18 protein-coding genes are annotated in these 20773 nt (G+C 42.5%); 10 read left to right on the forward strand and 8 right to left on the reverse strand.

All coding sequences use genetic code 11. The features are described from left to right. The first annotated feature begins 47 nt into the window (after positions 1–47). The 3 genes from lolA to serS all read left to right on the forward strand — a co-directional run bounded on the left by lolA (position 48) and on the right by serS (position 3423). The gene (gene lolA / locus QF117_RS11855) at positions 48–662 is read left to right on the forward strand and encodes an outer membrane lipoprotein chaperone LolA (RefSeq protein WP_282389108.1); all 615 of its coding nucleotides are present in this window, start codon (positions 48–50) and stop codon (positions 660–662) included. Between the two features lie 2 nt (positions 663–664). Beyond that, positions 665–2011 (forward strand): replication-associated recombination protein A, encoded by a 1347-nt coding sequence (locus tag QF117_RS11860; protein WP_282389109.1) that lies wholly within the window; start codon positions 665–667, stop codon positions 2009–2011. Between the two features lie 104 nt (positions 2012–2115). Next, positions 2116–3423: a serine--tRNA ligase gene (serS, locus tag QF117_RS11865; RefSeq protein ID WP_017033737.1), complete on the forward strand. Its 1308-nt coding sequence runs from the start codon at positions 2116–2118 to the stop codon at positions 3421–3423. Between the two features lie 242 nt (positions 3424–3665). Here serS and QF117_RS11870 read toward each other — a convergent pair whose 3' ends face one another. From QF117_RS11870 to QF117_RS11885, 4 genes are all read right to left on the reverse strand, one after another. Next, positions 3666–4145 (reverse strand): YchJ family metal-binding protein, encoded by a 480-nt coding sequence (locus tag QF117_RS11870; RefSeq protein ID WP_282389110.1) that lies wholly within the window; start codon positions 4143–4145, stop codon positions 3666–3668. A gap of 152 nt (positions 4146–4297) precedes the next feature. Further along, positions 4298–5509 (reverse strand): EAL and HDOD domain-containing protein, encoded by a 1212-nt coding sequence (locus QF117_RS11875; RefSeq protein ID WP_282389111.1) that lies wholly within the window; start codon positions 5507–5509, stop codon positions 4298–4300. Between the two features lie 83 nt (positions 5510–5592). Then, positions 5593–6321 carry a UDP-2,3-diacylglucosamine diphosphatase gene (gene lpxH / locus QF117_RS11880; protein ID WP_282389471.1) on the reverse strand — a complete coding sequence of 243 codons (729 nt, stop codon included), beginning with the start codon at positions 6319–6321 and terminating at the stop codon, positions 5593–5595. 41 nt (positions 6322–6362) lie between these two features. Continuing rightward, on the reverse strand, positions 6363–6857 hold the full coding sequence (locus QF117_RS11885; RefSeq protein ID WP_017038944.1) for a peptidylprolyl isomerase: 495 nt from the start codon (positions 6855–6857) through the stop codon (positions 6363–6365). Positions 6858–7056: 199 nt separating this feature from the next. Between QF117_RS11885 and cysS the strand changes: the two genes are divergently transcribed. Further along, positions 7057–8445 (forward strand): cysteine--tRNA ligase, encoded by a 1389-nt coding sequence (gene cysS / locus QF117_RS11890; protein ID WP_282389112.1) that lies wholly within the window; start codon positions 7057–7059, stop codon positions 8443–8445. 149 nt (positions 8446–8594) lie between these two features. Beyond that, positions 8595–9173, forward strand: a complete 579-nt coding sequence (locus QF117_RS11895; protein ID WP_026026762.1) for a thymidine kinase — start codon at positions 8595–8597, stop codon at positions 9171–9173. A 148-nt stretch (positions 9174–9321) separates the two neighbouring features. On the opposite strand, the gene infA is transcribed toward QF117_RS11895, so the two are convergent. The 3 genes from infA to aat all read right to left on the reverse strand — a co-directional run bounded on the left by infA (position 9322) and on the right by aat (position 11040). Continuing rightward, the gene (infA, locus tag QF117_RS11900; RefSeq protein ID WP_001040192.1) at positions 9322–9540 is read right to left on the reverse strand and encodes a translation initiation factor IF-1; all 219 of its coding nucleotides are present in this window, start codon (positions 9538–9540) and stop codon (positions 9322–9324) included. A gap of 82 nt (positions 9541–9622) precedes the next feature. Then, complete coding sequence (locus QF117_RS11905) at positions 9623–10321, reverse strand: arginyltransferase (RefSeq protein ID WP_282389113.1); 699 nt, start codon at positions 10319–10321, stop codon at positions 9623–9625. Then, complete coding sequence (aat, locus tag QF117_RS11910) at positions 10318–11040, reverse strand: leucyl/phenylalanyl-tRNA--protein transferase (RefSeq protein WP_282389114.1); 723 nt, start codon at positions 11038–11040, stop codon at positions 10318–10320. The genes QF117_RS11905 and aat overlap by 4 nt, the downstream gene beginning before the upstream one ends. Before the next feature lie 267 nt (positions 11041–11307). On the opposite strand from aat, the gene aroA reads away from it, so the two are divergent. Further along, positions 11308–12588, forward strand: a complete 1281-nt coding sequence (gene aroA / locus QF117_RS11915) for a 3-phosphoshikimate 1-carboxyvinyltransferase (RefSeq protein ID WP_282389115.1) — start codon at positions 11308–11310, stop codon at positions 12586–12588. Between the two features lie 37 nt (positions 12589–12625). On the opposite strand, the gene QF117_RS11920 is transcribed toward aroA, so the two are convergent. Continuing rightward, positions 12626–12868 (reverse strand): YciN family protein, encoded by a 243-nt coding sequence (locus QF117_RS11920; RefSeq protein ID WP_282389116.1) that lies wholly within the window; start codon positions 12866–12868, stop codon positions 12626–12628. A gap of 357 nt (positions 12869–13225) precedes the next feature. Between QF117_RS11920 and topA the strand changes: the two genes are divergently transcribed. From topA to glgA, 4 genes are all read left to right on the forward strand, one after another. Then, positions 13226–15853, forward strand: a complete 2628-nt coding sequence (gene topA, locus QF117_RS11925) for a type I DNA topoisomerase (RefSeq protein ID WP_017033749.1) — start codon at positions 13226–13228, stop codon at positions 15851–15853. A gap of 149 nt (positions 15854–16002) precedes the next feature. Continuing rightward, positions 16003–17718, forward strand: a complete 1716-nt coding sequence (locus tag QF117_RS11930; RefSeq protein ID WP_282389117.1) for a diguanylate cyclase — start codon at positions 16003–16005, stop codon at positions 17716–17718. A gap of 338 nt (positions 17719–18056) precedes the next feature. Continuing rightward, the gene (gene glgC / locus QF117_RS11935; RefSeq protein ID WP_282389118.1) at positions 18057–19274 is read left to right on the forward strand and encodes a glucose-1-phosphate adenylyltransferase; all 1218 of its coding nucleotides are present in this window, start codon (positions 18057–18059) and stop codon (positions 19272–19274) included. Further along, on the forward strand, positions 19264–20718 hold the full coding sequence (gene glgA, locus QF117_RS11940) for a glycogen synthase GlgA (RefSeq protein ID WP_282389119.1): 1455 nt from the start codon (positions 19264–19266) through the stop codon (positions 20716–20718). The genes glgC and glgA overlap by 11 nt, the downstream gene beginning before the upstream one ends. Positions 20719–20773: the final 55 nt, after the last annotated feature.

Consider the following 20773-nt stretch of genomic DNA (forward strand, 5'->3'; position numbering starts at 1 on the left):
ATGCCTAAAACAGGGTGTTTGTTCTGAAACAATCAGGAGTATATTACATGAAAAAGTGGAGCCTTCTACTGATAGTCCATTGTTCAATATTGGTCAGTTTTTCTGCTTTCGCCACACCTCAAGAAGAATTGAGTGCCCGACTTTCTTTAAATGATGGATTCACTGCGACGTTCAGTCAGCAGATCGTTAGCCCTGAAGGGGATATCGTCATGGAAGGGGAAGGTCTTGTTGAAATTGCAAGGCCAAGTAAGTTTCGATGGGAAACGACATTTCCAGATGAAAACACGCTGATTTCAGACGGTGAAACCTTGTGGTATTACAGCCCATTCATTGAGCAGGTGAGCCTGTACTGGCAAAAGCAAGCTGTTGAGCAAACTCCTTTCATTTTACTCACTCGCAATGAAGAAAGTGATTGGGAGAACTATACGGTATCGCAACAAAACGATCGCTTCACGCTAACGCCTACAACGGCGGATTCGACGCAAGGTCAGTTTCAAATTGATATCGACAACAAAGGGATTGTGAAAGGGTTTAACGTCATCGAGCAAGATGGGCAACGTGGACTTTTTAGCTTTAGTAATGTGAAACTAGAGTTACCAAAAAACGATCGCTTTGTATTTGTTATTCCAGAGGGCGTAGAGGTTGATGACCAAAGGAACTAACCATGAGTAACTTCAGTTTAGATTTCTCAGGTGATGAAGATTTTCGACCACTTGCGGCACGCATGCGCCCAGAAACTATGGAACAGTACATTGGCCAGCAGCATATATTAGGGCCAGGCAAACCGCTTCGAAGAGCCTTAGAAGCGGGTCATATCCATTCTATGATTTTATGGGGGCCACCTGGCACGGGCAAAACCACGCTTGCTGAAGTCGCTGCGAACTATGCTGATGCAGAAGTAGAGCGAGTGTCAGCGGTGACTTCGGGTATTAAAGAAATACGTGCCGCCATAGAGAAAGCGAGAGAAAATAAGAATATTGGCAAACGCACAATATTGTTTGTCGACGAAGTTCATCGGTTCAATAAATCTCAACAAGACGCTTTTTTACCTCATATCGAAGATGGTACGGTGACCTTTATTGGCGCAACTACGGAAAACCCTTCTTTTGAATTGAACAACGCACTGTTGTCTCGGGCGCGGGTTTACAAGCTCATATCGTTATCCGCGTTAGAGATTCTTCAAGCTTTAGAGCAGGCTTTAGCTGATGAACCGCGAGGCCTTGGTAAGGTTAACGCTCATTTCCATGACAATGTACTGGATCGGCTGGCTGAGCTGGTTAACGGTGACGCTCGAATGTCACTTAACTATCTTGAGCTTCTGTTCGATATGGCAGAAGAAGAGGAAGGCATCAAACAAATCACCCTACCATTACTCGCGGAGGTTGCGGGTGAAAAAGTCTCTCGTTTTGATAATAAAGGCGATATTTGGTACGACCTAATATCGGCGGTGCATAAATCGATACGAGGCTCGAACCCTGATGGCGCTTTGTATTGGTCTGCCAGAATGATTTCAGCAGGGTGCGACCCACTCTATATCGCGAGAAGATTACTGGCGATTGCTTCAGAAGACATCGGTAATGCCGATCCAAGAGCGATGCAAATTGCATTATCGGCATGGGATTGCTTTACACGAGTCGGCCCAGCCGAAGGTGAGCGAGCCATTGCTCAAGCGATCGTTTACCTAGCATGCGCACCCAAAAGTAATGCGGTTTATACCGCTTGGAAACAAGCGCTTCGAGATGCAAAAGAGTATCCGGAATATGAGGTGCCTGCGCATCTTCGTAATGCCCCGACAAGTTTAATGAAAGATTTGGGTTATGGCGCGGAATATAGATACGCCCATGATGAGCAAGGAGCATACGCTGCTGGCGAAGTGTACCTGCCACCAGAGATGAGTCATTTACGTTACTACACACCGACAAACAGAGGTTTGGAGACAAAAATTGGCGAAAAGTTAGATTACTTGGCTAGTTTAGATGCAAAAAGCCCACGAAAGCGCTATGAAAAGTGAGCGTTTTTGGATACATTTGTTCGATTATAATTTCTTTACACATCACCGCTTTCTTAAGTGTTATGTTGGTGTGTTTTCCACAACTATAAGGCATAGGATTAGCAATGCTGGATTCTAAATTACTTCGCACTGAGCTGAATGAAACAGCTGCAAAATTAGCACGTCGCGGTTTTAAACTTGACGTAGACACCATCGGTCAACTTGAAGAGCAACGTAAATCCATTCAAGTAGAAGTTGAAAATTTACAATCCACGCGTAATTCCATCTCCAAGCAAATCGGCCAAAAAATGGCGTCTGGTGACAAAGCGGGTGCTGAAGAGATTAAAAAGCAGATCGGTACGCTAGGCAGTGATTTGGAAGCTAAAAAAGCGGAACTGGTTGTCGTTCAAAGTAAGCTTGAAGAGATTACCTTGTCGGTTCCTAACCTTCCCGATGATGCAGTACCCGATGGTAAAGATGAAAACGATAACGTTGAAATCTCTCGTTGGGGTGAGCCAAAATCTTACGATTTTGAAGTAAAAGATCATGTTGACCTGGGTGAGCTTAGCGGTGGGTTAGACTTTGCCAGTGCCACTAAAATCACCGGTGCTCGCTTTATCGTCATGAAAGGTAAATTTGCTCGTCTGCATCGCGCGATTGCGCAGTTTATGTTGGATCTGCATACCGATGAACATGGCTACACTGAAATGTATGTACCGTATCTCGTCAATTCAGATAGCTTGTTTGGTACTGGGCAGTTACCAAAGTTCGGTGGCGACCTTTTCCACACTGAGCCATTGACTGAAAAAGTGAATGATGAAGAGCCTCGTAAGCTATCTTTGATTCCGACTGCTGAAGTTCCGGTCACGAATATGGTACGCGACACCATCACTGATGAAGCGGATATGCCGATTAAAATGACGGCACACACCCCTTGTTTCCGCTCTGAAGCAGGTTCATATGGCCGTGACACGCGTGGCCTTATTCGTATGCACCAATTTGACAAAGTTGAACTGGTACAGATTACCAAACCTGAAGATTCAATGGACGCTCTTGAAGAGTTGACTGGTCACGCGGAGAAAGTACTTCAGTTACTTGAACTCCCTTACCGTAAAGTCGTCCTTTGTACTGGCGATATGGGCTTTGGTTCTCATAAAACGTACGATTTAGAAGTGTGGGTTCCGGCACAAGAAACGTACCGTGAAATTTCTTCATGTTCTAACATGGGTGACTTCCAAGCTCGCCGTATGCAAGCGCGTTTCCGCCGTAAAGGTGAGAAGAAACCAGAACTGGTGCACACGCTGAATGGATCTGGTCTAGCGGTTGGCCGTACTATGGTGGCAATTCTAGAAAACAATCAAGAAGCGGATGGTCGAATTTCCATTCCAACGGTGTTACAGAAATACATGGGCGGGCTCACTCATATTGGGTGATTTTCTGAACTTAATCATAGAACGAACTCTAAAGATAAAGCCGCTTTTAAAGATAAAGCCGCCTAGAGTTCCAGTGGTTTTCTGAGTTTAGGTCGTTTTCATTAGAAAGATAAAGCCGAGCAATCCCTTATATTGAGTGAGATTGTTCGGCTTTTTTATTGTTTGTCTTATTTTTACTGACTGTTTTCAGATTTGTTTAAACGCCCGCTATTTTCAAGCAACTAGAGTTTATCCGCAGCAGTTTATCCGCAGCACTTTTTGTACTTTTTGCCACTGCCACATAAGCAGGGGTCATTACGTCCGATTTTAGACACAGACTGATTTTGACAAGGGTCTTCTTCGACAACGCCATCGATGTAGTACCAAAGTTTGTTTAGTCTGATGAAACGTGATTTTTCTTGCATACAATACTGCTGGGTATCGTCATTGAAATACGCTTTGAACGAAACATACCCTTCATCAGCATCTTTGCCACGCTGTGTTGAGGTCACATCAAGCTGACGCCAATCACAATGAATAGACTCAGTGATGGCTTCTTTTGACTCGCTTGCCAAGCAGCTTGGGTGGTAAGTATCAACGACGAAATCGACCAGTTTGAGCACATGAGCACTATATCGAGCGCGCATTAACTGCTCCGGGTAGTGAGCTGCAGAATGATCTAAATGAATGGGTTCACAGCAAGCCGTGTAGGTCAGTGAGCTCCCACAAGGGCATAAAGGCATAATAGGGTCCATTAATAATATAGGGTGTGTTGATAATGAATAAGGCGCCATTTAAAGACGCCAAAATATGAAGGTGGTTAATAAAGCGGTCGTCTATAACTATGCTAAAAACGATACTGTCTGTTGTTCCGAGCTGTAGAACAGGACCTCCGTTAACTGGCAGAGAAAAGGTCGGCAGTCCATTTCACTGATTCATCGTAACTGATGTTGACTTTGTCACTTTCCAATCCAAGCCCTTCAGTCATTGTAGCCACTTTTGACCAATCCGCTTTTTCATACGCTTTGACTAATAGTAATATTTGCCCAAGTATGCCGGAGCCATGGCACAGAGCCTCTTTGACTTCTTGTTCAATTGGCATGGCCTCGACTAATTCTTCAAGAGGTTGATCCAACAGGCTGTCTAACAACGAAAACATACCTGTTAAAAATGCACTGCCTTCTGCAACTTCGGACGGATGATGAGTAAAGAGTAATTCACAAAATCTTGCTCTCTGAACGGAAAGACCATAAAGATATTGAGGCTTTGATTCTTTAGTCGATGCAATAGCAACTAAAGAAATGAATTTTCTCAACCGTTCTTTTCCGAGATAAACGAGCGCTTGTCTAAAAGAGGTGATCTTGGAGCTCACCGTTGAGGATGAGTTAACAAACGTAAGGAGCTTATAAGAAAGCGTTAAATCTGAGCTCACCAGATCTTCTATGGATTTATAATCAATATCGTCTTTGGCCACTTCTTTACAAAGCTGGACAAGCGTAACAAATGACGGTTCCAATGCTTTTCGCTGAATCATTTCCGGTTTACTAAAAAAATAGCCTTGGAAGTAATGATAGCCAGCCTCTTTGGCCTGCTCAAATTCTTCGTGGGTTTCCACTTTTTCTGCTAGGAAACGGATCTTTGTATCTTTTGCTTTTTCTATGAAAACTCGAGTTTTAGCAATGGGTAACGCGCGAATATCAAACTTAATAATCGAGATATAAGGTAAAAAAGCCTTCCATTCTTTGCTCGGGACAAAATCGTCTAATGCAATTTTATAACCTTGCTTTGCCAGATCTTTGATGGCTTCGAGCAATTCATCGGTCGGTAAACAGTCCTCTAGGATTTCAACGACTAAGTTATCGACAGGAAACAGTGATGGGACTCTATTAATTAAGCTCTGGTATGGGAAGTTAACAAAACCAAGGTGCTCACCCAGTGTCGAATAATGGGTTGACAAAAAATGATCGGACAACAAGCGACTAGTGGCCAGGTCTGAATCAATTTCGGGAAAGCAGTTGTTAGGGCCATCTCTAAAGAGCAGCTCGTAGCCAATGGTTTTTCTATCTCGATCCAGGATAGGTTGCCGAGCAACATAAGAATATTTCAAAAAAGTCCCTTATCTTTTTGCGTTGTATTTACTGCACCAACAAGTAATGATTCACAAAAGGTGCATCACTACTGCTAATTTATTCAACTTTGAAATGCTTTTTCTTGCAATTTGAATCCACTCTTATCATAGACCAAAATAGACCCCTGGGTATACCAATCACCTAATACGATTCGAGTTCCCTCACCGTTAGAAGTACTTACTTGATGAATGTTTGGCCTGTGTGTATGGCCATGGATCATTAAATTAACGCCGTGCTTGTCCATGACAGAAACAACTTCATCGGGGGTTACATCCATGATATCCATCGATTTTCTCTGTTTGTCTTCCTTAATGTCAGACTGAACTTTGGACACGATTCTTTTTTTGATGAAAAATGGAATACGGTTAAACATCCATTGAAGCCATGGCTGATGAACCTTTTTTCTATATTCCAAATATTTGATGTCTAACGTGCACAAGGTATCACCATGAAGAATGACGGCCTTGCGACCATAAAGGTCAATCACGGTTTCATCTTTGAGAAGGGTCATCCCAGTTTGTTTGGCGAATCGCTTGCCGACAAGAAAATCTCGATTACCTTGTGTGAAGTAACACTCGACCCCTAAATTTACCAATCGCTTAAACTCTTTTTGAATCAGCAGTGAAAACTCAGAGTTGTCATCATCACCTATCCAAAACTCGAACAGATCACCAAGTACATACAGGCGAGTGGCGTTAACAGCGTCGTTACGCATGAAGTCGATGAAACATTGGGTGATATCAGGGCGTATAGGAGAGAGGTGTAGGTCTGAAATAAATAGTGTCGTCATAATAAATATAGAAGAGCACACTAGGTGCTCTTCTGTCTCACTTATTCTTCAATAGTCGAGCCAGTAATAAGGACTTCTTCTAGAGGCACATCTTGGTGCATTCCCATCGTCCCTGTGCTTACTGCTTTAATTTTATCAACGATGTCCATGCCTTCAACAACCTCAGCAAAAACACAGTAACCCCAACCATCCATGCTCTCTGAGCGGAAATCTAGGAAGTTGTTGTTGTTCACGTTAATGAAGAACTGAGAGCTTGCAGAATGAGGTTCCATTGTGCGTGCCATAGCTAACGTGCCCACTTTGTTGCTTAGGCCATTATTAGCTTCATTCTTGATTGTCGCACGAGTAGCCTTTTCACGCAGACCCGATTCCATGCCACCACCTTGAATCATGAAACCATCGATAACACGGTGAAAAAGTGTGTTGTCGTAAAAACCATCACGGCAGTATTGTAAAAAGTTCGCACACGTTTCTGGTGCTTTTTCTTCATTTAGTTGGATTTTGATGTCGCCGAAATTAGTATGAAGCGTGATCATGGTTATACCTTTACTCATGTTTTTGACTTAGGGCAAAGATTCTATATCAACTTTACTCAATTTAATACGTGGATTTTCATAGAAACTGCCAATGAATTTGCCGATATAATCAGATTTTTGCTCATAGTGGGATTACCTAAAAAGCTGTGACTTGATATACTCGGATTTACTTTATTTCACCAAATATTAGATAGAGATCATGTTAAAGATATATAACACACTCACAAGACAGAAAGAGGAATTCAAACCAATCAATGCCGGCAAAGTAGGCATGTATGTCTGTGGGGTAACCATATACGATCTCTGTCATATCGGTCATGGTCGTACCTTTGTTTCTTTTGATGTCATTTCTCGCTACTTGCGCTATTTAGGATTTGATCTGAATTTTGTTCGTAACATTACTGATATTGATGACAAAATTATCAAACGCGCAGCAGAAAATGGCGAGTCTTGCGATTCATTAACGGAACGATTGATCGCTGAAATGCATGCGGATTTTGACGCTCTGAATATGAAACGACCGGATGTAGAGCCGAGAGCAACAGAATACATCCAAGAGATTATTGATCTGGTTGAGAAGCTGATTGAACGTGGGTTTGCTTACGTAGCAAGCAACGGAGATGTGATGTTTGAAGTGAAAAAGTATGACGAATACGGTCGACTTTCTCGCCAGGACCTCGATCAATTACAAGCTGGCTCTCGTGTGACTTTAGAAGAAACCAGTGTCAAGCGTAGTGGCATGGATTTCGTATTGTGGAAAATGTCCAAACCAGGTGAACCCACTTGGGAGTCGCCATGGGGTGCGGGGCGTCCTGGTTGGCATATTGAGTGTTCAGCGATGAACTCTTCAATATTGGGTAATCATTTTGACATTCATGGCGGTGGCTCCGATTTGCAGTTCCCACATCATGAGAATGAAATCGCTCAGTCGTGCTGCGCTCATGGTACTCAGTATGTGAATACTTGGATGCACAGTGGGATGGTGATGGTCGACAAAGAAAAGATGTCGAAGTCATTAGGTAACTTTTTCACTATTCGTGATGTGTTAGCGCATTATGACCCTGAAACCGTGCGTTACTTCCTTATGTCGGGTCATTACCGTAGCCAATTAAATTACAGTGAGGAAAACCTCAATCAGGCTCGTGCTTCACTAGAACGCTTGTACACCTCTCTTCGTGGTTTAGATCTAACGGTTGCAGCGGCTGGTGGTGAGCAGTATATCTCTCGCTTCTCAGAAGCCATGAATGATGACTTCAATACACCAGAAGCCTATTCTGTGTTGTTTGAAATGGCGCGAGATATTAATCGCATCAAAACAGAGAACCTCCAAAAAGCGAGTGAATTGGGAAGCCTAATGCGTGAGCTTGCTGACGTAATTGGTATTTTGCATCAAGAGCCTGAAGCCTTTTTAAAAGGGGATGTCGCAGATAACGATGAAGTCGCTGAAATTGAAGGATTGATTAAGCTGCGTAACGACTCAAGAGCGTCTAAAGATTGGGCTAATGCTGATTTGGCAAGAAACAAGCTCACTGAAATGGGCATTGTTCTTGAAGATGGCGCAGAAGGCACGACATGGCGTCGTAATTAATTGAATAATTAGGGCTGAGTTTTCAGCCCTTTTTTATATTCAATCTTTTATGATTTTATTTTCCACACATCACTTTTATGCGTAATGCTGACACGCAATTATAATACGCAACTCTCATATACAATAAATGGCAAAGCAGGTACTTTCTTTTGGCACAGATGTATTTTTACTACTCAGCAATGAACGCGGGTAAATCGACAACACTTTTACAATCTTCTTTTAATTATCAAGAGCGAGGAATGGTGCCTGTTATCTTTACCGCAGCACTTGATGATCGCTATGGCATCGGCAAGGTGAGTTCACGTATTGGTCTGCAATCTGAAGCTCAGTTATTTAGAAGCGAAACCAATTTATACGAAGAAATAGCGCATTTAAATGAACAAGAGAAGCGTCACTGTATCTTGGTGGATGAATGCCAGTTCTTATCAAAAGAGCAAGTTTATCAGTTAACTGAGGTCGTGGATAAGCTAAACATCCCAGTGCTTTGCTATGGGTTAAGAACGGATTTTCTTGGTGAGCTTTTTGAAGGTAGCCAATATTTATTATCTTGGGCCGATAAACTGGTTGAGTTAAAAACAATTTGCCACTGTGGGCGTAAAGCGAACATGGTAATAAGAACCGATGAAGCGGGAAATGCGATAGCAGAAGGTGATCAAGTGGCTATTGGTGGTAACGACCGTTATGTGTCTGCTTGTCGTCGTCATTATAAAGAAGCGCTTGGGAAATAAAACCGAACGACCTTAGCTTACATGTTACTGAGTTAAGAAGGCTTAACACTTAGCAGAGAGCAAAAAGTAACAAACAACAAAAAGCGGAGCCATGGCTCCGCTTTTTGTTGTATTCGACTAATTCGGATTGCTCTAAGGCAGTCTGAGATTAACGAGCACGGAAGACGATACGTCCTTTAGAAAGATCGTATGGTGTCATCTCAACAGTTACTTTGTCACCAGTAAGAATACGAATGTAGTTCTTACGCATTTTACCAGAGATGTGAGCTGTAACTACGTGACCGTTTTCTAGCTCAACACGGAACATTGTGTTTGGAAGAGTATCAAGGACAGTGCCTTGCATCTCAATTACGTCTTCTTTAGCCATTTAATCCTCTTTAGAAATTTGGCAATTTTAACGGACTTTACTCACCGTCAAAATGGGGAATTATGCAAAGTTGGAGCGTATTCTACCCTTGCCAACGTTGATTTACTAGCCTTTGATGACGATGAAATCGGACTTTATAGTTCATGGCTGGGCATTCGTCGATTTGATAACCTAAATAGAGCCACTGTTTCCCCTGCATTTGGCAATACTCTAATTGGTATAGAACACCAAGTGTTCCAAGAGATAGAGGGATGTCTGGGTCGAAAAAAGTATAGAAGGCGCTGGCACTGTTACTCATTAGATCAGTGACAGCGATAGCGATGAGTTTTTCTTGTTCATAAACATGTAGAAACTGAGTATTTAACCACGCGCAGGTCGAAAATCTGGCAAATTCTTCGCTTTTGGGAGGAAACATGCTGCCCGTTTTGTGGCGTGCGTGAATATAACGAGAATAGAGATCAAACCAACTTTCATCCAGTTCATCTTTTAATACCCAATGGTAAGCGGCCGCTTTGTTTTTGAGCCGTTTTTGGCTTTTGGATAGTACAAAATCGGGAACGGAAACACGTAACGCCTGGCAGGATTGGCAATGGTCGCAATGCGGCTTATAAATGGTATCACCGCTGCGGCGAAACCCATTAGCCAGCAATACTTCATAGCTTGAAGGGGAGTGCATTTGTGTATCAAGAGCCACCGCTACACGCTCTTCTTTGTTTTTAAGATAACTGCATGGGTGGCTATCTGTTAGCCCTATTTTGATTTGTTGAATATCAGAGCTCATTTATGATCCTCTAATGGAGATGCGAGCCATTGAGTGCTAAAACAATCATTAGTAACGACTTGTTGTTTTAATTGTAGCAATGAATTCAAAAATTCGTCTCGTGGTATTTCTGTTGCACCCAAAGAAGTGAGGTGAGGATTCATCACTTGGCAATCGATCAAGGTACCACCGTGCTTTTGGAAATGATGACAAAAATACCAAAGCGCAATTTTAGAGGCGTTACTTTTAAGGCTAAACATCGACTCACCACAAAACAGCGCCCCGACGCTTATCCCGTATAGCCCACCTATGAGTTCGCTATCACTCCAAACTTCGACAGAATGGCACAATCCTCGCTCTGCAAGCTCTGTGTATGCAGACTGCATATCAGGATTCAACCATGTTTCTTCTTCCGGTCTCAAATTACCACACAATTGGATTACCTGGTCTGTTGCTTGATTCAAGCTAACCTGATACTGGTATTTCCTTTGAAATTTTTTGACACTTTTCGATGGCGTATAGTTGACCGGATTAAAGACGGCTCTAGGGGCTGGGCTCCACCACAAAATTGGCTCTCCAGGGCCATACCAAGGAAAAATACCTTGCTGATAGGCGGCATAGATTCTATCCGCGGAAAGGTCTCCACCAAAGGCAAGCAATCCATTGGGCTCGGTCAGTGCTTCATAGGGAGAGGGGAACACCAACTGAGTAAGCGATAGCTCGGGTAAATAAATAGCCATAAGAGTAGTGAAAGACTAGCTGTAAGAAGATGAGTCAATGGTATTCACTTTTCTTCTTGATGTCAGCCTTTGTCGTTACAAAGGGGATGTTTTTATTGTCAATAGGGTGGCGTATAAAAGTCACAATTGAAGCGTAAAAATATTTTAACGAAACGTAGATTAGCTCTGGAGTTCAGGAATTATTTTCGTTAGTCTGAAAGCATCAAATTTTTCACTAATGCTTCACTCTGGGAAGTTCAGCATTGAATTCAAGGATAATAATTTTTAATGGAAAGTCTTACGTTACAACCAATTAAAAAAGTAAATGGGGTTGTGAACTTACCCGGTTCGAAAAGTGTTTCTAATCGTGCGTTACTTCTTGCCGCGTTAGCACAAGGTACGACACGTCTAACCAATCTGCTTGATAGCGATGATATTCGGCATATGCTGAATGCCTTAAAGCAACTTGGTGTTTCTTACACATTGTCACAAGACAAAACGGAATGTGAAGTGGTTGGCCTTGGTGAAGCGTTCCGTGTCGAGGACGCCCAAGAACTCTTTCTCGGTAATGCAGGCACCGCAATGCGTCCGTTGGCGGCGGCACTTTGTTTAGGGTCCGGTGAGTTTGTGCTCACGGGTGAGCCTAGAATGAAAGAGCGACCAATTGGACACCTGGTTAATGCGCTAAGAGAAGCGGGTGCTAAAATCGAGTACCTAGAAAGCGAAAATTACCCACCGCTGAAAATAACGGGTACAGGCTTAAAGTCTGGCACCGTGTCTATTGATGGCTCAATATCAAGTCAATTTCTGACGGCTTTTTTGATGTCGGCGCCACTAGCAAACGGTGACATTACCATCGATATTGAAGGTGAATTGGTGTCTAAGCCATACATTGATATTACGCTTCATATTATGAAACAATTTGGTATTGACGTAATCAACAACGATTATCAGTCCTTTATTATCAAAGCCGGTCAATCGTATGTTTCTCCTGGTGATTTTCTTGTTGAAGGCGATGCTTCTTCCGCTTCTTATTTTCTTGCAGCTGCGGCGATCAAAGGTGGAGAAATTAAAGTCACAGGCATCGGAAAAAACAGTATTCAAGGTGATGTACAGTTCGCCAATGCGTTAGAAAAAATGGGTGCAGAAATCGAGTGGGGTGAAGATTATGTTATCTCACGCTGCGGCGAATTAAATGCCATAGACATGGATTTCAACCATATTCCTGATGCCGCAATGACGATAGCCACCACGGCTCTATTTGCTAAAGGCACGACGGCTATTCGCAACGTATACAACTGGCGAGTTAAAGAAACGGATCGCCTTTCAGCGATGGCGACAGAGCTGCGCAAAGTAGGGGCTGAAGTGGAAGAGGGTGAAGATTACATCATTATCACACCAACGAGTAAGCTGACACATGCTGCGATTGATACTTATGATGACCATCGCATGGCAATGTGCTTTTCACTGGTCGCGCTCAGTGACACACCTGTGACCATTAATGATCCTAAATGTACGTCGAAAACTTTCCCCGACTATTTTGAAAAGCTATCTGGCCTCAGCCAATAGTGGATTTGCTAAAGAAGCTTGCCATCGGCAAGCTTTTTTATTGTTGGAGAGTAAACTCTTTAGAAAGGTGGAGAGCAAGGTACTTAAACATATTGAATACGGCTGTCGTATTGGCGGTAGGCATTCCGTTTTGGTCTAAAAAATACTCGCCTTTAAAGATTAAAACATCTTCTTTTTCTTCCACAGAAGTGGCTCTCATGCCCTCAATATAGTCATCATGCTCTTGAATAATTTGATTGGCTATTAGCAATAAATCGAAACTAGAAATGGCTTTTTTCATGCGTATTTGGCTACTTTTCTGATGAATGGCATTTAGATATCACTCTATTTTATGTGAGAAAAAAGGAAATTCAATGGAAAATATGAAAATGGATTTTGTGAGTTACGACTAAGTTTTATGTTAATGATTGGAAGCACAACGACTTAGGTGTTTAGTATGTGCCAGTTTATTGGGGGGCAGTCATTTATTTCTCGGTAATTTGCCTGTGATTTTGTCGATTTGTCGACCAATTGAATTTATTTTTTAAAAAAAGATATTGATCTTCTTCGAATCTCGCTCGATAGTAAAAAAAGAACAAGCATTTAAGTATGTCATGCGATAAATTTCGCGCAGCGATTAAGGACATTTGAGTCAATTATGGGTAAATCACTCGTTATAGTGGAATCACCAGCCAAGGCAAAGACTATTAATAAGTACCTTGGTAAAGATTTCATCGTTAAATCTAGCGTCGGTCATGTGCGTGATCTTCCGACGGCGGGTCAAAGTACCGGAAAAAAAGCTGCAGCTATCTCGACTAAAGGGATGAGTGTTGAGGAAAAAGCACGCATCAAGAAAGAAAAAGACCGCAAAGCTTTAATCAAGAAAATGGGCATTAACCCATTTAATGACTGGGAAGCCAATTACCAAATACTTCCAGGTAAAGAAAAAGTCGTCGCCGAATTACAGAAATTGGCTAAAGATGCTGATTATGTTTATCTCGCAACCGATTTGGACCGCGAAGGAGAAGCTATCGCGTGGCACCTTCGTGAGATCATCGGCGGTGATGAACAGCGATACAAACGAGTGGTTTTTAACGAAATTACCAAAAATGCAATTCAGCAGGCTTTTGAAACTCCTGGTGAATTGAATATGGATGGAGTTAATGCCCAACAAGCTCGACGTTTCATGGATCGAGTGGTTGGCTTTATGGTTTCTCCATTGCTCTGGAAAAAAGTGGCACGAGGTTTATCGGCTGGTCGTGTACAGTCGGTTGCGGTAAAACTTCTTGTCGAGCGAGAGCGTGAAATTAAAGCGTTTATTCCAGAAGAGTTTTGGGACATTCATGCGAATACTCTGACTAGCACAGAGACTAATTTCCGTTTACAAGTGGCGCAAAAAGATGGCGTTGCTTTTAAGCCGACCAATGAACAGCAAACATTATCTGCGGTTAATACCTTAGAAAATGCCACTTTTGAAGTGTGCAAGCGTGAAGATAGGCCGACATCTAGTAAGCCATCTGCGCCTTATATCACCTCAACACTGCAGCAAGCTGCGAGTACACGTCTCGGCTATGGCGTGAAAAAGACCATGATGCTTGCTCAGAGGCTGTATGAGGGTGGTTACATCACGTATATGCGTACTGACTCAACTAACTTGAGTTCAGAGGCTGTGGAGTCTGTGAGAGAGTATATCAACACTGAGTTTGGTGAAAGCTACTTGCCAGCTAAACCTCTTGTTTACGGTAGCAAGGAAGGCGCTCAAGAAGCTCACGAAGCGATTCGTCCGTCTAGTGTTGAGGTTAAAACGGAAGACTTACAAGGTATAGAGCCTGACGCTCAGAAAGTGTACACATTAATTTGGAATCAGTTTGTTGCTTGTCAAATGACGCAAGCCAAATACGATTCCACTACCGTGAGTGTGAAAGCGGATGAATACACATTAAAAGCAAAAGGTCGCATTCTCAAGTTTGATGGTTGGACTCGTGTTCAACGTCCATTAGGTAAAAATGAAGATCAGATTTTGCCCGCTGTACAAGTTGGCGACACATTAAAGCTTGAAACTCTAGAGCCGAAGCAACATTTTACCAAGCCACCGGCACGATTCACGGAAGCAGCACTCGTGAAAGAACTAGAGAAGCGTGGCATTGGTCGTCCTTCTACCTACGCCTCTATTATTTCTACGATTCAAGACCGTGGCTATGTCAAAGTGGACCAACGTCGTTTCTATGCAGAGAAAATGGGTGAAATTGTCACCGATCGTCTCGATGGTAGTTTCGATGATTTAATGAATTTTGACTTTACCGCTCGAATGGAAGCTAAGCTTGACCAAGTCGCAGAAGGTAATATGGACTGGAAGGGCGTTCTCAATAACTTTTTCACAGACTTTACCGGTGACTTAGAAAAAGCAGACCTCGATGAACTTGAAGGCGGAATGAAGCCAAACAATATTGTGGAAACCGATATTGAATGCCCAACCTGCTCAAGACCTATGGGGATTCGCACCGCATCAACCGGTGTGTTCTTAGGTTGTTCAGGCTATGCGCTGCCACCCAAAGAACGTTGTAAAACGACAATAAACCTAGGGGATGAAGACGGCATTATCAATGTACTCGAAGAAGACGTTGAAACCGAGGCATTGAGAGCTAAGAAACGTTGTCCGATTTGCGAAACAGCAATGGATGCGTATCTGATTGATGAAAAACGTAAGATGCATGTTTGTGGTAACAACCCAAATTGTGATGGCTACGTTGTTGAGTACGGTGAATTCAAAGTTAAAGGTTACGACGGCCCTCTTGTTGAATGTGATAAATGTTCTTCAGATATGGTGCTAAAGAATGGCCGCTTTGGAAAATATATGGACTGTACCAGCGAGACCTGTAAAAACACGCGTAAGATTCTGAGAAATGGTGAAGTTGCACCACCGAAAGAAGATCCGGTTCATTTACCAGAATTACCATGTGAAAATTCAGACGCGTATTTTGTTTTGAGAGATGGTGCGTCTGGTCTATTCATGGCGGCGAGTAATTTTCCTAAATCTCGCGAAACTCGAGCACCATTAGTTTCTGAATTGGTTCGTTTCAAAGATAGGCTGTCCCCTAAATTTACTTACTTAGCTGATGCGCCAACGGAAGACCCTGATGGTCTACCTACCGTTGTTCGATTTAGCCGTAAAACGAAAGAAAACTATGTGCGTTCAGAAATAGACGGTAAGCCTTCTGGCTGGACCGGCATGTTCGTCGATGGGAAATGGGAAATTACCGACAAAAGGAAAAAGCCCAAAAAATAACCATTGAAAGCAGCTCTTAGGGGCTGCTTTTTTCATGCTAAAGTATGAGTTTTCTGATGGAGTATGATATACCGCACACTTTTTAATACATCCTATTTACCTCGCAATCCACTCTCTCTAACTATGGAATAGTGACTAGAGTGATAACTATGAATATTCGCACCCAACTTACCTGGCTTTATACGATTGCTACGATCATTTTGATAGTGGTTGTTTTGTCGGTGGTCCGGTATTTTGAGCGCCAAATGACGATCGATCTGTTGTGGAAATATGGACAGATAGCGTCGACTTTCGATTTTGATAGTCTCTTACATGATGTTGAGCATGATGTCAGTATCGTTGACGCATTGGCGACAAATCGCGCTATCGTCGCCTGGGCGCAAGACACCGATTATGTTCAATTCAAGCATTCTGCTTTGCAGGTTCTTCATGATTATCACCAACGATTTCATTCCCAAAACTCATTCATTGCTTTAGACCAGTCACTGGAGTACTACTTTTTTGATTCTAGTCAGACCTCGGTGTCGGGGGTTGGTGCTCTTCAACATCAATTAGAAGAAGGGAATGAGCATGATCGTTGGTTTTTCGATCACAAATCCAGTGCGCTAACCGTGAATGTGAATTTAGATTACAGCAAGGAACTCGATGAAATATTTCTCTGGATTAATCAGGGTATTTACCATAAAGGTAAATTTCTAGGCATTGCTGGGACGGGTCTAGATATCTCAGAGTACAAACAGCACTTAAAGGAAAACGCAGAGGTAGGTATTAATACCATACTGGTTGATCCGTTTTACCAAATCCAGCTTCCACGTCGTCCACAACCGCCTCAACAGGATTCTAAACCTCTAGCATTTAGGTCCATTATTGAGACGATTGTAGATGAACAAGACTACCTGAATATTGAGTATTTGATGGAAAGGCAGAGGCTAGGTCAGGAGCCAGATAGGTTAGTAACAAAATTAGAAAGCAATAATATCGTCGCTGCAATCCAATATATTGATGCCATCAACTGGTATGAAATCTCGTTTATCAATGAAAAACACATTCTCCAATATAAACAGTCACATTTGATTTACATCTTAATCGCTGTTGTGATCGTTACTTTCTCTTTGGCGCTTTATGCCGTTATCGACAAACTGTTCATAAAGCCAATAGTTGATACGCACGCTTCCTTGCATCGATATTTAGATCCAAATGATAATGCGGAAAAAATGCGATTTAATAAAAAACCAAGTAACGAAATTGGGGCAATGATGAGTCTACTAGAATTGATGACCCACCCGCCCAAGCAGAAATCAGAGCGACAGTCTTTTCAATCGACACCGACACGACATGACCTTCATAGCTTAGAAACGTTAGACCCATCGACAGGGTTATACAGCAAAGTAGGAATAGAAAGAGAGATCTCAAAGGCGATAGCCATTTCTCAACGAGAGGGAACGCGCTTTGGTTTGCTGTGGGTAGATATTGAACAATATAATTGTCATGATTTGTCTCTATCATCAGATATTGACGATGAAGTGAGCTATTCAGTCGCCGCAGCGATACAGACTTGCGTTAGAGAATATGATTCGGTTTGTCGTTGGAGTCATCGAGATTTTTTACTCATGACCAACACCGATAGCGACAGATCACTAGAAGATTTATGTAAAAGGCTTGTACGTCAAATACGCAGTGTTCCTATGTTATCTGATTACCGTTTGACAATCGGGGGAGCGTGCATTGATTCAAAGGATTCAATGAGAGACGCTCTTGCTAAAGCAGATGGCGCTTTATATTTAGCGAAACGTTCGGCGAATAAATCCTATGTACTATGGTCAGTCGCTGATGAATCTGTAGCAAAATCGTTGTTTGATTCGTAGTGTTGCTACCAGGGCGTGTCAGTATTTGTGATATCAATAATACGAATAATTCCTCTATGGAACGTACATCAAAACCTTGTGTGTTTAATGTTACTGATTTGTTCGTATTCACTCTATATCTGTGAGCTAGCCAAGAATGTAAGAAGGAAACATAAAGGTAACTAACGTAATTGCATATTTGAAATTGTATTATTTTCGGAAGCAGTTACCGTATAGGAGCTTGATCGTGAAGTCGAAGCCGCTGATATCGACTTTATGTGAAAGAAGGAACAGTGGCGCTACCCCCAATACTAATAATTATAGTGCCAAACAATAATATAATAAATATGGAGAAAAAAATGGCTGGTGTTTTAGGTATGATTCTTGCTGGAGGCGAAGGTTCTCGCCTTAGACCGTTAACCGAATCTCGGAGTAAACCTGCAGTTCCGTTTGGTGGCAGTTATCGTTTAATCGATTTCGCTCTGAATAACTTTGTTAACGCAGATTTGATGCGTATTTACGTACTGACGCAATTTAAATCCCAATCTCTATTCCACCACATGAAAAAAGGTTGGAATATCAGTGGGATTACCGATCGATTTATTGACCCAATCCCTGCTCAAATGAGAACGGGAAAGCGTTGGTATGAGGGAACTGCAGACGCTATTTATCAAAACTTGAACTTCATGCAATTAGCGGAACCGGATCAAGTCTGCATATTTGGCTCTGATCATATTTATAAAATGGACATCAGACAAATGCTTGATTTCCATAAACAAAAAGAAGCGGCTTTAACGGTTTCTGCACTTCGTATGCCACTTGCTGAAGCGTCACAGTTTGGTGTCATTGAAGTTGATACAGAAGGCCGTATGGTGGGTTTCCAAGAGAAACCAGCCAATCCGAAGGCAATTCCAGGCGATCCGGAAAACGCATTAGTATCGATGGGCAACTACATTTTCGAAGCGAAAAACCTGTATGCAGAACTGATTGAAGATGCTGATAAAGAAGACTCGTCGCATGATTTTGGCAACGACATCATTCCAAATATGTACCCACGTGGTGATGTGTTTGTTTACGACTTTAGTACGAATACCATTACTGGTGAGAGAGAAGAAGTGTATTGGCGAGATGTAGGTACGATTGATGCGTATTGGCAGGCTCATATGGATTTGTTGAAAAAGGATCCACCGTTCTCTTTATACAACCGAAAATGGCCTTTGCATACATTCTACCCGGCATTACCGCCAGCAACCTTTACTGACTCAGCAAATGGACGTGTTCAGATTATCGATAGCTTAGTCTGTAATGGCAGTTATGTTCGTGGTTCAAGAATTGAAAAATCAGTGTTGGGTTTCAGAAGTAATATTGCTTCAGCGTGTGATATTAGTGAAAGTATTCTATTGGGAGACGTCAAGATTGGTGAAGGCTGTGTATTGCGCCGTGTCATCGTTGATAAAAATGCCGATATTGCGCCAGGAACTCAGATAGGTGTGAATTTACAAGAAGATAAAAAGCACTATCATGTGTCAGAAGATGGTGTTGTTGTGATAGGAAAGGGCGAGAAAATTGGCTACTAAAAAGCTATCGATTTTATTTGTTGCTTCTGAGGTTGAAGGATTGATCAAAAGTGGTGGCTTGGCGGATGTTGCCAAGGCACTGCCTGAATCCTTGCAAAGATTGAAGCAAGTGGTGAAACTAGCTATTCCAGCTTACAGCCAAATCCCTAATATTGAAGATGCTGAGGTGTTGATTGATACTCAGTTAAATAGTTGGCCACATACTGAATATCAAGTCGTGAGTACCGAAGTATCCGGTGTTCCTGTCTATGCGATTCGTTGTGAGAAATATTTTTCTCGCAAGGAAATGTATGCGGAAAATAACCAAGCTTATACAGACAATGCAGAACGGTTCGCTTTTTTCAGCGCGGCAAGTTTAGACATGCTCCCTAAGCTTGGATTCCAACCTGATATTGTTCATGCGAATGATTGGCACACGGGCCTTGTCCCATACTTCCTGAAAGTTCGTCATCAAGCAGACGCCTTTTATCAAGGCATGAGAAGTGTTATCTCCATTCATAACGCCGTTTTTAAAGGTGTGTTCAGCTACGATGAATTGCAGTCGGTCCCTGAGTTTCACTCTAGACATGTGCCTGAAGCTGCGGTAAGCGATACACATATCACTATGCTGAAAGCTGGAGTGATGTGTGCTGACAAGATCAATGCCGTTAGCCCGACGTACGCGGAAGAGCTTAAGACCGAGCTTGGAAGCCATGGCATGTCTTATGAGTTCAATCGTCGTAAAGACGATTTAGTCGGTATTCTCAATGGATGTGACTATTCATCGTGGAACCCAGAAACGGATGACTACCTGACTAAAAAATACAAAGCGACAAAGCAGAGTATGGTTCGTGGTAAGAAAGCTAATTGCCAAGCCTTACAAGAAGAAGTGGGTTTGCCGGTTAAAGATGTCGCTCTTTATGGGATGGTTTGTCGTCTGACTCATCAAAAGGGTGTTCACTACTTATTACCTATTTTGCATGAGTTTCTTAAGCACGATGTACAAATCGTCATTGTCGGTACGGGTGATCCAGTATTGGCGTGTCAATTGAAGGACATTGCGGCTCAACATGGAGACAAATTCGCATTTGTCGAAGCGTACAGCAATAAGTTGGCTCATTGGGTCGAAGCTGGTTCGGATTTCTTTTTGATGCCGTCTGAGTTTGAGCCCTGTGGCTTGAATCAGATCTATAGTATGTCCTATGGCACACTTCCGATAGTACGCGGGGTGGGCGGTTTAAAAGACAGTGTCACGGATTACGATGAGAACCCTGAACAAGCAACAGGCTTTATCTTTACTGATCCAACGGCAAATGCTCTTTTGCTGACGCTTATGCGTTCACTGTTACTTTATGCGCAAAATACCCCAGAGATTCGTCGATTGCAGCTGGATGCAATGAAAAAGAATTTTTGTTGGGATGATGCGGCTAAGCACTATTTGGTTATGTATCGAAGCACTCAGTAACACTCTTATACATTCAAGCGCCTACGGGCGCTTTTTTTTGCTTAAGCGATAACGG

Origin of the sequence: Vibrio sp. YMD68 (genome assembly GCF_029958905.1) — a bacterium.
Taxonomy (GTDB): domain Bacteria; phylum Pseudomonadota; class Gammaproteobacteria; order Enterobacterales; family Vibrionaceae; genus Vibrio.